This is a genomic window from Salipaludibacillus agaradhaerens (assembly GCF_002019735.1).
GTDB classification, from domain to species: Bacteria; Bacillota; Bacilli; order Bacillales; family Salisediminibacteriaceae; genus Salipaludibacillus; species Salipaludibacillus agaradhaerens.
Window position 1 is genome coordinate 1,950,662 of record NZ_KV917378.1, and the last position, 13,017, is coordinate 1,963,678.

The 13,017-nt window shown below is 38.5% G+C and carries 11 protein-coding genes; 2 read left to right on the top strand and 9 right to left on the bottom strand.

The window, feature by feature from the left end:
• The first annotated feature begins 90 nt into the window (after positions 1-90).
• On the top strand, positions 91-915 hold the full coding sequence (locus BK581_RS09200; RefSeq protein ID WP_078577892.1) for a helix-turn-helix transcriptional regulator: 825 nt from the start codon (positions 91-93) through the stop codon (positions 913-915).
• A gap of 228 nt (positions 916-1,143) precedes the next feature.
• Here BK581_RS09200 and BK581_RS09205 read toward each other — a convergent pair whose 3' ends face one another.
• The 7 genes from BK581_RS09205 to BK581_RS09235 all read right to left on the bottom strand — a co-directional run bounded on the left by BK581_RS09205 (position 1,144) and on the right by BK581_RS09235 (position 9,039).
• Positions 1,144-2,202, bottom strand: coding sequence for a sugar ABC transporter substrate-binding protein (locus BK581_RS09205; RefSeq protein ID WP_078577893.1), 1,059 nt, complete (start codon positions 2,200-2,202; stop codon positions 1,144-1,146).
• A 25-nt stretch (positions 2,203-2,227) separates the two neighbouring features.
• Entirely contained in the window at positions 2,228-3,934 is a 1,707-nt protein-coding gene (locus BK581_RS09210; RefSeq protein ID WP_245828983.1) for a methyl-accepting chemotaxis protein, read from the bottom strand.
• 487 nt (positions 3,935-4,421) lie between these two features.
• Positions 4,422-5,189 carry a type I 3-dehydroquinate dehydratase gene (gene aroD, locus BK581_RS09215; RefSeq protein WP_078577894.1) on the bottom strand — a complete coding sequence of 256 codons (768 nt, stop codon included), beginning with the start codon at positions 5,187-5,189 and terminating at the stop codon, positions 4,422-4,424.
• A gap of 84 nt (positions 5,190-5,273) precedes the next feature.
• Positions 5,274-5,825, bottom strand: coding sequence for a shikimate kinase (locus BK581_RS09220; RefSeq protein WP_078577895.1), 552 nt, complete (start codon positions 5,823-5,825; stop codon positions 5,274-5,276).
• A complete protein-coding gene (locus BK581_RS09225; protein WP_078577896.1) occupies positions 5,826-6,038 on the bottom strand; it encodes a hypothetical protein in 213 nt (70 codons plus the stop codon).
• A gap of 271 nt (positions 6,039-6,309) precedes the next feature.
• Positions 6,310-7,623: an alkaline phosphatase gene (locus tag BK581_RS09230; protein WP_078577897.1), complete on the bottom strand. Its 1,314-nt coding sequence runs from the start codon at positions 7,621-7,623 to the stop codon at positions 6,310-6,312.
• 501 nt (positions 7,624-8,124) lie between these two features.
• The gene (locus BK581_RS09235; protein ID WP_078577898.1) at positions 8,125-9,039 is read right to left on the bottom strand and encodes an SDR family oxidoreductase; all 915 of its coding nucleotides are present in this window, start codon (positions 9,037-9,039) and stop codon (positions 8,125-8,127) included.
• Between the two features lie 1,432 nt (positions 9,040-10,471).
• Here BK581_RS09235 and BK581_RS09250 point away from each other — a divergent pair.
• The gene (locus tag BK581_RS09250) at positions 10,472-11,008 is read left to right on the top strand and encodes a GNAT family N-acetyltransferase (RefSeq protein ID WP_078577901.1); all 537 of its coding nucleotides are present in this window, start codon (positions 10,472-10,474) and stop codon (positions 11,006-11,008) included.
• A gap of 230 nt (positions 11,009-11,238) precedes the next feature.
• Here the strand turns inward: BK581_RS09250 and BK581_RS09255 are convergent, their stop codons facing one another.
• The gene (locus BK581_RS09255) at positions 11,239-12,585 is read right to left on the bottom strand and encodes an MATE family efflux transporter (RefSeq protein ID WP_078577902.1); all 1,347 of its coding nucleotides are present in this window, start codon (positions 12,583-12,585) and stop codon (positions 11,239-11,241) included.
• Between the two features lie 36 nt (positions 12,586-12,621).
• Positions 12,622-12,870 (bottom strand): hypothetical protein, encoded by a 249-nt coding sequence (locus tag BK581_RS19945; RefSeq protein ID WP_143709657.1) that lies wholly within the window; start codon positions 12,868-12,870, stop codon positions 12,622-12,624.
• Positions 12,871-13,017: the final 147 nt, after the last annotated feature.

Here is a 13,017-nt window from a genome sequence, read left to right on the forward strand (position 1 = left end):
CTAATTTACGCAACGACCAACCAGTGGGAGCATTCCACTGATTGAAGGTTCGTTTTATTCGAATGATTTCTTTAGAGGGGCCACTTTCATATGGAACTGAGAAAAGAGTTTGTCATCCCATTAAATGAGAAAAAATTGCCGCTGTTTGCTGAAACAATTGGCTATAACCCAGATCAAGAGGCGATTACACGTCATAATGGCTACCCGTATTTTCATTGGCTACAATCAATCAATGGAACCGGGACAGTCCATTATGCGCATCAAATCATTACCCTTCCTCCAGCACATGGTGTTCTGTTCATGCCAAATGTCCCCCACTCATATATTAAACAGTCACATGAAAGGTGGGAAACGTGCTATTTAACGTTTGATGGCCCATTTGTTAAAGAGCTTCTAGCTAATCTTAACCTTTATAAAACAACTTTTTTTACGTGGGATAAGAAGGCACCCCTTACTGTTTTTATTGAAAGAGCTCTTAAACAGGAAGAGACAAAGCGCGATACTTTTAATATTAAAACATCCAGTCTTGTGTATGAGTTTTTGTTGACAATGGGCCGTTATGCTCAGCTGAAGGAAAACCGTTTGTTAAGAGCTGAACGAGATTTGAATGATGTCATCGTTTGGATGCAACACAATATTTCTAACCCAGAAGCAGGTTTAGAAGATATGGCAAGCCTTCTAAATCTTTCTAAACGGCACTTCAATGATCTATTTTACAAAACGTATCATATTACACCTTACGCTTTTTTTATTAGTTTACGCATAAAGGAAGCAAAGAACCTCCTGCTAAACTCTGATACTCGTACGATAAAGCACATTTCCGAGATGACTGGGTTTCGCTCTCCGAGTCATTTCATTGCTACTTTTCGAAAATTGACAGGTATGTCCCCTGGCCGCTATCGCGAGCTTCATTAATATTTTCTGACCATGTCTATATTTACATCAAAAAAGCGAGACCGCCCTTGAGACGCGATCCCGCTAAAATTAATGTGATTTTAATTATAAAGCTAAACATCAATCAGTGGGGGTTTACTTCATCCTCCACTGATTGTTAGTTTAACTTATCGAACCTTTAGGGGCAGTTTATCCCCCTCTAAATTTTTCGATCTTCTGAAGTTTTGAGGGTGGAGCTTTTATTGCCCTTTAAGGAGTGTTATAAATATCGTCTTCACTTAAATAACCATCTTGAATAATCGTCTGATCTATATTATCCTCTGTCACCGTAATTGGTTCTAGTAATATGGATGGTACGTCAATTTGGCCGTTATTAACCGTTGTTTCTGTAGGGATATCGTCTCCTGCCGCTACTTTAAAAGCCATTTCTGCTGCTTGGACAGCCAATGTGTTAATGGATTTATAGACAGTCATCGTTTGTGTGCCGTCGACAATGCGCCTTACAGCGTTCAACTCAGCATCCTGTCCTGAAACAGGAATTTCGCCATCTAAGCCAACTGTTGACAAGGCGTTAATGACTCCGCCAGCTGTCCCATCATTTGCAGCCACAACAGCGTCAATATCATCCCCTTGCTCATCCAAAGCTGAGAGCATGTTTTCTTCTGCTACATCGGGGTTCCATCCTTCAGTGTATTGATCATAGACTAACTCAATATCTCCATTATCGATGAGTGGTTGCAGAATATTCATTGCCCCTTGGCGAAACAGAATTGCATTATTATCTGATTCCGCTCCACCAATATAAGCAAAGTTACCTGTGTCTACATTGTTAACAATTTCTTGGGCTTGAAGCTCTCCCACTCGTTCATTGTCAAAAGAAATATAGTAATCAAGATCAGAGTTGGTAATTAATCGGTCATATGAAATAACCTTAACATCTGCTTCGTGCGCTAATTCTACAATGGCAGCAGATGCCGCTGCATCACGAGGAACGACGACTAAAACATCTACACCTTCTTCAATAAGAAGCTCTGCTTGACTAATTTGAACATCATCCAATCCGTTAGCTGCTAAAGTTTTAACTCTACCGCCTAGGTTAGCAACTTCTTCCTCAAACAACTCTTTATCATTATACCAACGTTCATCTTGTAATGTATCGAGTAAGAAACCAATAAAGACTGTGTCTTGTTCCGTAATTAATTTGGCTTCTGCCGCACTTTTTTCAGAAGTAGGCTCTGAACAAGCCACTAATGTAAGTAGGAGAATAAAGGTAGCGCCTCCTACTAAATAATTCTTAAATGTTTTCATAGGCTTCCTCCTTCCTTTCGTCGCATTATAATTCAAACCTTTTAATCATATTGTTCATTTCTTCTACTTTGGAAGTGAGTTGTTTTGCGCTGGCCGCAATCGTTTCAACTGCCTGACTTTGCTCTACTACCGTGGCCGATATTTCTTCTGATCCTGCAGCCGACTCTTCTGAAACAGCCGCAATATTTTCAACGGACTCATTAATCTCTTTGCTTGATTGCGCTACTTTTTTAAATATCGTGGATATTCCCGTTACTCTATCAGACATTTCCTCTACTTTATTCTTTATGTCTCCAAATTGAATACCAGTTCGTTCAATCACTTCAGTTCCTTTACTCACTTCTGTGTAGCCTACGTTTAGCTCCTCAGCAATTGAAGTGGTTTCGGTTTTAATGGATAACACAATACCCGTTATATTCTCCACCGAATGTGTCACTTCTTCTGCTAATTTTCGGACTTCCGTTGCCACAACCGCAAACCCTTTCCCCGCTTCTCCAGCTCTTGCTGCTTCAATAGAAGCGTTCAATGCTAGAAGGTTTGTCTGCTCTGCAATCGATTTAATCACGTCCACAATCTCAGTGATTGAGTGTGTTTTAGACTCAAGACTTTTCACTTTTGCCACAGATGATTTCACGACTGTATTCACACGATTCATTTGGGTCAACGATTCTTCCATGTCTTGATTCCCTTTAATGGACACGTCAAGAACCTGTTTTGAGAAATCAACCAATTCATTACTATGTGCAGTAGCTTCATCAATATCTTGGCTAAAATCTTTTGTATTTTCCGAAATTACTGTGGCATTGTCCGCTTGAGATGTGGCGCCGTTTGCCAGCTCTTCAATTGTAACTGCCACCTGGTCACTTCCTTCTCTCACTTCTTCCGATGAATGAAGAAGCTGTACACTTTGTTTATCTACAAGCGCTGATACTTCAGACACTTGCGAAATCATGTCTCGTAGACTTTCTCCCATATGATTCATAGACAAAGATAGCTGACCGATTTCATCTTTACCGTCATACTCAAGTGCCTCGTTATTCAAATGGCCGTCGGCAATTTCTTGACTTCGGACGACAATTTTATTTAAATTCTTCTTAATACTGCGGCTCATAATAAACAGGAACACGAACGAAATGGCGATCGCTGCGACTGTCGAAAAAATAAGGATAAAAATAACGTTTCGTAAATCTCTTTGTGCGGCACTCATCGCGTCTTGATTGAACGCCACAGCAGAGCTTTTTAATTCCTCACCGATGCGTGTTGTATCCTCCTTTAATTCTTGAACAGACGCTTGTATATCTGTAAACTCATTGGTATTAATTTGCTGAACATTCGGGACGACGACACTAAAGAAATATTGATCTAACTCATGGTTGTTCTCTATCATTTGATAAAACATATCCAACTGTTCGTCGGGCAAATTGGGCATTAATTCTTTTGCTGTTTCCGCAAACGACTGACTGAATGCTAGATACTCTGTGAGCTTTTCGTCTTCAGCCATTAACAGATATTCAGGGATAAGAATATATTTTTCATGAAATAGGGTGACTAAGTCCGCCGAGTGAATCGTCACCTCATTTTTCACAACGGTCTCATCCATCGTGTCTCCTGTATGATTTAAAAATAAAAATGTGACGAAAATAGCTATAATAAACGCACTAGCCATTAAAGAAAAAATAATGGTATACTTTCTGCCTAAATTTATATTTTTCCAATTTAGATAATTCGTCAATTAATCTCCCCCCCAGACTTTTTTTGTAAATAGGGTGTAAATTTATCTAACATAACCCTTCTTTAGTTAATATCGGCGGATAACATTCAACAGTTTAATGTTAAGTACAGGGACTTTTGATTTTCCTAATAGTTTAATTTAGGACTAATTCATTTATTTATCTGAAATTAGCTAAAATGAAGGGGCTAATTAATATTTTAATATAACACTTATCTATAAATTATCAGGTTGCCTGTTAACTATTCGCGGCGAATTAAATACTATTTTTAGGATTTTTTACCTCTTTTTATCTTTAAATCTCCTTTGTTAGCTGGAAACGACAGTAAAAAAACAGCCTTACATTTTTTAAAAATAATATATAATCTACTGCTTACGCACCGTTTACACTAAGTGACATAATCTAAATGAAACACAAATAGATTCGATCATCAAAATCGATGATCGAATCTATTTAAAAAGCTCTTTACGGCTAGTTCTGATTTACTCTTTATTCTAATTGTCGATGTAACAAATTCAATGTTTGGCGTAATTCATTAACGGCTATTTGTCCTGGTGCTGAAGCCGTCTTAGCTGCTCCAAATGTAACAGCTGATCCGAAAATCTCACCAGATAACCGACTAACAACTCCTTTACCTGCCATTGCCATCGTAATGATCGGTCGATCCGCATACTTTTCGTGCATCGTTATCGTAGCATCAAGTAATGTGAGCACATCTTCAGAACAGTTTGGCATTACCGCGATTTTTGGCAGATCCCCACCTAACTCTTGTGCTCGGCGTAAACGGTTAATAATTTCCTCTTTAGACGGTGTTTTATCAAAATCATGATTTGACATAATGACACGTACATTTTGAGCATGAGCAGCCCCAATAAGTGTAACCACATCTTTCTCGTCGTTAAATAACTCGACATCAATGAAATCAACGTGTTTCGTTTCTGCCACCGCTTTGTTTAATGCCACATAATAGTCCATGCTAATTTCTTTTTCGCCACCTTCTTTTAAACTACGGAAGGTGAATATAAGCGGTTTTTCATTTAATATAGATTGCAATTCAGTCAACGTGTCTTTAACGCTTTGTATATTTTCTACATGTTCATAAAAATCCACACGCCACTCGACAATATCGGGATTTAATTCTTGTAAGAAGGACGCTTCTTCAACAAGTTCTTCTGTTGTTTTTCCGACCATTGACACACAAATTTTCGGAGTGCCTTCACCGATTTTAATATTTTTCACTTTAATGATGTTTTTCAAAATGGCCTCCTCAATATGCAATTCTACCTGCAGTTTTTTTTTAATATGACATCACTTGATGCCAGAATGCAGAAGTTAGATTTTTTAACGTTCACTCTGTTCCCACGTATGCTTTAACGACTCGACGATATAATTGGCAACACCTTCAATTTCCCGGTTATCTGTTTCTATTCGCCAATGGTGGTGTGAATAAATGTCCCGTCTCGTATAAAACAGCTCCTCTATGTCTTCGATAGATCGATCTTTTAATACAGGGCGACTATCAATAAGCATATGGATTCTTTCCTTCCAAACATCCCAAGAGACATCTAAGTAAAAAACAAGACAATTTTTTAAACAAGCTTCTCTCACATCTTCTTGTAAAAACGCGCCACCACCTAATGAAAGAACGTTTAGCTTTTTCTCTGAAAAATTAATGATCACTTCTTTTTCTTTTTCACGAAAGACCTTCTCACCCATTTTTTGAAAAATATCTGTAGTAGGCATACCAAATTCTTTTTCAATTTCTTTATCTATATCTATAAAAGGACGAGACAGTTTTTCAGCTACTAACTGTCCAATTGTCGTTTTTCCCACTCCCATAAAACCAATGAGCACGATGCTTTTGTCTCTTAATCCAGCCTCCACTCTTTCCATTCAACTTCCCCCTAAAAATCTCTTCCCTATTAGTTTAAATAATAGCTTAACTTTATTTTTAATACTAGCATATCTTGTGATTTCAGGTACACCGTCAGAATAGGATTCCTCTAGGATCTGCTGAACAACTTCATCTTCGACCGGAGAGGTATTGCTTGTATAGCTTTTATCCGTAGGTATCACCACGACATCGGTTCGACGTAACCTTGTCATGTCTTACTAGTCCAGAGACCTCCTCACCTTTACTTTGCGGGAGCTCATTCGTTTCCTTTTCCGCTCTGCGACACCTCTTAAGTTAGAACCTTTCAACGAGTATGAGGGGCAAGGATTTTCACCGTTATAGTTGAATGTTTTTTCCTCTGATTTTAGTCATTGTGACCATATCAAGGCCTACAGGTTCAGTAAGCCCACTCTAAGATCTTTATTTTTAAATATAAAAAAGGAGCTGCCTGGAAAGACAGCTCCCTCTTTAAATTGGATTGGTTTAAAACGGGATGTTTAAAACCGTTGCAATATTTTTAGCCAAATCAGTATTATCAATTAATCCTTGAAAATGGTCACTCCCTTTTCCGTAAGCATAGACTGGCACTTCAATCCCTGTATGATTGGTTGTTGTCCAGCCAACGCCTGCATAGTGACTAATGGTATGGTTAATAGCTAGTTCTAGGTCATCAGCTTCCTCAATGGTCTCTATTTCTTCATCTGATAATGTGAGAGACGTATAAGCTTCTATTACCTCTTCCACATTACTTCGATCCTCGTTCAGTTGCGTTGCCATATGTTCACCTGTAGCTGTTACTTCGCGTAAAATCTCTACATCTGTCCCGTGACTATGATAGCCTCCCAGAGTCATACCACCAGTGTCATGGTCACTTGTGACAATGACTAATGTCTGTTCATCTTCTTCAGCAAACTTTAACGCTTGCATCACAGCTTCTTCAAAAGCTGCAGTATCACTCATTGCCCACGCTGCGTCATTGGCATGGCCAGCCCAGTCAATCTGACTTCCTTCTACCATGAGGAAGAAGCCGTCATCATCTTGACTTAATGCCTCGATCGCGCTTGATGTCATGTCTGCCAGGCTCGGTTGTTCTGTTCCCTCTCGATGCAATTCCGGTTCCAAACTATCGTTGGCAAAAAGACCAAGTATTTGATTGCTATTCGCATTTAATAACTCGTCCTTATTTTCCACAAATTCGTAACCGTCATCCTTTGCTTCATTTAAAAGATGACGTGTTTCCTGATGACCACCTTCACTTTCAGGTAAAAAATAGTCCTTTCCTCCGCCAAGAAGGACATCTACCGTTCCATTGTCCACGTATTGGCGCGCAATCTCAGTTTGATTATTTCGCGAATCTACATGGGATGCGAAAGCAGCAGGTGTCGCATGGGTAATCGTAGACGTGGCTACAAGGCCGGTGGCTTTCTCGGATTCGTGAGCCGCTTCAAGAATGGTTTGCACTTTTTCGCCTTCTTCGTTTAAACCAATGAAGCCATTCTTTGTCTTCATACCTGTAGACATCGCTGTTCCAGCTGCTGCGGAATCTGTAATTCGATTGTTCGCAGAGTGTGTTGTCATCATCCCTGTTAAAAAGCTATCCCACACCGGGTCACCATCTTCTTTATAATAACGATAGTTAACGTTATACCCTGCAGAATAACCGTCAGCAATAAACAAGATGACATTATCAACCTCATTTTTAGATGGGGGATCTGGCTTTTCTCCTTCTGCCATCGCCCCTGTCCCTACGAGAAGTGTCATAACTGAAAGGCCACTAACAAAGAGTTTTTTCAACATACGCCTTCCTCCTTCAAAATGATTTTTTAATAACTCTTGTTAAAGTGTAACACCTCTTTTTTACCATTCAGTTAACTGATTATTTAACTCATGTAAACGAATTGAAGGTTATAAATACTTAGGACTTATACGGCACATAGAATATCAAATTTACATAAATATTTTAAATGACTAAAACTTTATAGTGACATCAATAAGACATTTTCATATAAATGACAGAGTTAAATATTAAAAACGAGACATTTATCTAATAGGATGGAGAGATCATATTAAGTTTGTGTTAAAAATGTGAACGCTTAATATTGCTATTTCCATTCGTATACGTATAGGGGTTGGGATTTTATGCGGCTCATCTTGGTTTCAGTAATAATCTCCCCAGTTTCAGCAATGACTCTCATTTTTTCAGCATTAAACTTGATTTTTCACGCAACCGACCCGTGATTTTACGCGACACATCTCGGTTTTAACAGTAACCTCTCCAGTTTCAGTAGCAGCCTTTCCTTAAGAGGATGTCCATTGACCACCGTTTACGTGAATTGTCTGGCCTGTTATGAAGCGCGCATCATCAGATGCCAGATAGACGTAGGCAGGTGCGATCTCAAATGGCTGAGCGTAACGTTGCATCGGGTTACTGTCACTCCCGACGATTGCCACTTGATCAGCTGGGAAACTGGCTGGGATGAGTGGCGCCCACGTAGCTCCTGGCGCTACCGTATTGACTCGAATACCGTCTTCAATTAAATTGTTCGCCAGTGCTCTCGTAAAGCCGACATTCGCTCCCTTCGTAGCAGTATAATCAATTAACTGATCATAGCCTACATAAGGCACAACAGAGGCCGTATTAATAATTGAAGCACCTCTTTTTAAGTATGGTAAAGCTGCTCGAGTTGTATAAAAATATGAGTAGACATTTAATTTAAACGTGTTATCAAACTGTTCATCGGTAATATCGAGCAAGCTTGCTTGTTGTAGCTGCATCCCTACATGATTACAAACGATATCGAGACGGCCAAACTTTGCAATTGTTTTAGCGACAATTTCTTCATTTTGCTCCTTTTCCCTTAAGTCTCCAGGCATCAATAAAGCGTGCTGTCCCAACTCTTCAATCCGCCGTTTTGTTCGTGTGGCATCTTCATGTTCATCATAATAAGCAATCGCCACATCTGCTCCTTCTTTAGCAAACGCAATCGCTACAGCGGCACCGATTCCACTGTCTCCACCAGTAATAAGCGCCACTTTGTTGATTAACTTTTCACTCCCTGTCTCATGTGGATTCTCCACAATCGGGGCCGGTTCCATCAATCGCTCTACTCCTGGTTGCCGTTTCTGGCGCTGTTCAGGTACATTAATTGGCACATCTTCATAACATGTGACCTTACCGTAGTTTGGGTATAATGGATAATCTGAATTTTTCATATGATTCCCTCCTACCCATACATTATGAATGGTAGGCAGTTGCCGTGCATTTTAAATAGAGATACTCCTTTGGTGTACGGACAATAATACAGACGTTAGTATTACTTTAATTATCATTCCATACAAAAAATTAGTAACCAAATAAACTATGAAAGATGAAAGATGTAACATGACAATTATAATAGATAAATGATCCTTACACCGCTATGAAGAATGAACATTCTGTTGTGGTGGACGTGACGTTTTTAAGAACACCTGAACGGGGCGAGAAAAGTGAAGCAGTCGATAAAAATTGACTTGGAGAGGCATTGGCAGAACGCAATATAAGGCTCGACACCTAGTGAGTAGTCGAGCCAGAGGAAACTATTTAAGAGATTGCTTAAACAAAATTAATCCAAACTGAGCGAATAACATAAAAATCAAAAATAGAAGCACATTTTTTGATAGGACATAACCATCAATCGCTAATTCATAACCAGCAGGTATTAAAATGTGGGGTGAATAATAAAAATAAACTAAAATTCCAACTGATAGTATATAAATAATCAGACCCATTATTTTTTGTTTTTTCATCATTTAGTACCTTATCCACTTGTATTCTCCGTAAAACGGAGTTTTAATTTTATATGGCCGGCGATCTCTAACGGCTTTACCTGTCTTAGTGATCCGTGTTCCTTTTTCTACATTGTATTTCACTCTGTAACCTAAATAGACTCTAGAATTTTTTGGGACATTTAATGTATACCCCATACTTCTCTTAGATTTATTTAACGAAAAAACTAAGTTAGCATAGCTCCCACTAGCAACCGTTCCAAAAGTTGTTATTCGATTTGAAGAAATAGAACCACCTGCACTACCAGTACTAATTTTATCTGAAATCCTTCTAAAACTAGACCATTCTGTTGTTTTTTTTGACATTCGATTTTGAATAATTTAAAGTTCGAATCATCCCGCCATTTATTTCAACATGTTGTGATTCCCCCAACACATGTTTTACTACATAACGCTCTTTTTCAATCAAAATATCATTTTCCTCTAAAATTTCTTCTAGCCCTAAAGCATCTATATTTTCTAAATCTGTACTACTTTTGCAATACTCCCACTAGTTGTTACTGGAGAGACAACTAAAAGCATTGCAATTAACAAAAATAAGCATTTCACTTTCCCCTTCAAAACCCTCCTTATTTACATGAGTATAATAAATTCTACATTTATTGGCTAAATCCTGCTTATTTTTTTATTTAATCCAATTTAATCATTTACTCTCAAACTTGCTTACTAGAAAAGCCCTCGTTTTATCATCATCAAACTAGCATTTCCATCTTGAAACGATGTATAATTTAACCACTTCTATCTTAGAAAGGGTTGAATGATGCACAGAAACGATTATTTTTTCCTCATATAATCATTCTATAAATGGAGGTAAAATAATTTGCTAACAGAACGCCAAACTGAACGATTAGTCATGAGACAAGTGAAAGCAGAAGATGCTGAGAGCCTTTTTCCTATCTGGTCTGATCCTCGCGTCACACAGTTTATGAATATCACAACCTTCAGCCACCAGAACGAGGCTGTTGACATGATTAATTACTTAAACGAACTTGCTGAGCAACAACAGGCGCTCCGTTTCTCAATCATTGAGAAAAAATCCGGGCGCATTATTGGGTCATGCGGCTATCATTTACTTGATCTAAAAAACGAAAAAACCGAGATTGGTTATGAACTCGCTTACCCTTACTGGAGAAAAGGTTATGGCACTGAGGTGGTCAAAGATTTAATCGATGCCGCCTTCTTAAAACTCAACCTTCATCGTATTGAAGCAAAAGTTGAACCAAACAACGTGAATTCAATTCGACTTTTAGAAAAGGTGAACTTCCTATACGAGGGAACCTTGAGGGAAAGTGAAAAATCTGGTGACACTTATAGTGATCTCCAACTCTATTCTTTATTGAAAACTGATAGTCGCTAACTGTATCTCCTATTTTAAAAAAGGATGACTCATATGTTTAACGAAGCTGTCATCATATCAAGGGTTTAGCAACCACAAACATCGACTATCAGATGGCGGCTCAAAGCCGCCTGATCAAAAGCCCCTACCTACGCTTAGGTGGGGGCTATAACTTTTAAAATACTTAAGAATCAGGGAGAAGGGCTAAAGCGCTCACTGATTGAAGGTTCGTTCTATTCTATTAATCTTTTTTAAGCTGCTTTACATACTTGGGCTATTTTGGTGTGTAATCGCGAAATATATGCCCATAAAAATATTGTACGTCCAAAACTAAACACGATAAATGCTAGCCACAATCCATGATTTTGCCATGAAGGAAATGTCAGCGCATATACGGCAAAAAATAAAATTAACGATACTATCATTGAGTTTCGAATGGGGGCTCCTTCTGTAGCTCCGGTAAACATCCCATACAATAATAATCCCCAAAACGTTACTAAAGGATATAACAATATCCAAAAATAATACGTTAACGCGAGATCTTTTACACTGTCAATTGTTGTGAAAAGTGCTAGAAATGGCTCTTTAAATACGAACAGTAGGATCACCATCACCACGGACAGACCTAACCCCCAAATAAAAGACAAGGCTTTTGTTCGTTTAAACAACTCATAGTTAGATTGTCCGAACGCCCTTCCTGTTAAAATACTGTTAGCGCCAGCAAGTCCGTCATACATGTATGCCAATAAATAATGAATTTGAATTAAAATAGCATTGGCTGCAAGTATCTCCACACCCAATTCCGAACCTTTTGCAGTGAAAAAGCCCAACATAGATAATAAACATAGTGTCCGAATAAATAAATCTCTGTTCATTTTTAACATAGAAACAAACTTTTCTTTTTGTAAAAAAGCATTGGTACGCCAATTTTCAAATGAGAAGATAGCCAGTTTGTTTAATACGAAAAGACCGATAATGACGGTGCTCACTTCAGCGAATAATGTCGCAAATGCCACCCCTTTAACTCCGAGATTGAGACCAAGAACAAGAAAAACACTAAGAAAAATATTGCTTATATTCATGTAAAGTTGCAGAGCAAGTGATAACTTCACCCTTGCTGAACCAATTAACCAGCCAAGCACACAATAATTTAATAATGCAAATGGTGCGCCCCAAATTCTAATTGAGAAATAGTCTGATGCCAACTGTTTTACAGAAGGTGTTGTGTCAATTAGCAAAAAAGCACTCTTTTCAATTGGAATCTGTAAAATGATAAATAGTAAGCCAAAGCTTACTGCTAAAAGGGCCGGCCGAACAAACGCAGCTATTAACTCCTGAGGTTGTTTCATGCCACTTGCTTGAGCAGTGAATCCAGACGTTCCCACTTTCAAAAATCCAAGTAACCAATAAATCGTATTAAATATTAATGTGCCTATTGCAACGCCACCTATATAAGTAGGATCAGGCATGCGACCTACGACAGCTGTATCAACCGCCCCTAGAAGCGGTGTTGTAACTGCTGATAGTGTGATAGGAATAACTAAAAAAAGATACTGTTTAGTTGTTATACTCGTTTGATCAAGCGCTGGTTTTCTCATAACTTTTACTCATTACCTTTACCTTTCACTTTTATATCATTGTCTTTGATGATGGCAACCGATGTCTAAAACAGAGGTAAGTAACTTTTTAGAATAACGATGTGTCAGATGGGGCAAATTTTCCATTTGATCGATTGATTCCACTACAAGACCATTTTTCATAAACATCACCCGATCACAAATATACGTCACGGCTGTTAAATCATGCGTGATGAATACATATGATAAATGATACTCTTTCTTTAGCTCAATGAGAAGATCCAATATTTGAAGTTGGGTCGTCACATCTAGAGAGCTTATTGCTTCATCTAATAAAATAACTTTTGGATGGGTCGCCCCAGCCCTTGCAATTCAATTCCATTGTAACTGCCCCCCACTCAGTTCGTGTGTGGGGGGTACTAGTCATATGATGTGAGCTTAAACCAACTTCAT

Coding starts and splice junctions, on each gene's coding strand:
- BK581_RS09200 (WP_078577892.1), top strand. CDS start 91: ATGGAACTGAGAAAAGAGTTTGTCATCCCATTAAATGAGAAAAAATTG.
- BK581_RS09205 (WP_078577893.1), bottom strand. CDS start 2,202: ATGAAAACATTTAAGAATTATTTAGTAGGAGGCGCTACCTTTATTCTC.
- BK581_RS09220 (WP_078577895.1), bottom strand. CDS start 5,825: ATGGAAAGAGTGGAGGCTGGATTAAGAGACAAAAGCATCGTGCTCATT.
- BK581_RS09225 (WP_078577896.1), bottom strand. CDS start 6,038: ATGACAAGGTTACGTCGAACCGATGTCGTGGTGATACCTACGGATAAA.
- BK581_RS09230 (WP_078577897.1), bottom strand. CDS start 7,623: ATGTTGAAAAAACTCTTTGTTAGTGGCCTTTCAGTTATGACACTTCTC.
- BK581_RS09235 (WP_078577898.1), bottom strand. CDS start 9,039: ATGAAAAATTCAGATTATCCATTATACCCAAACTACGGTAAGGTCACA.
- BK581_RS09255 (WP_078577902.1), bottom strand. CDS start 12,585: ATGAGAAAACCAGCGCTTGATCAAACGAGTATAACAACTAAACAGTAT.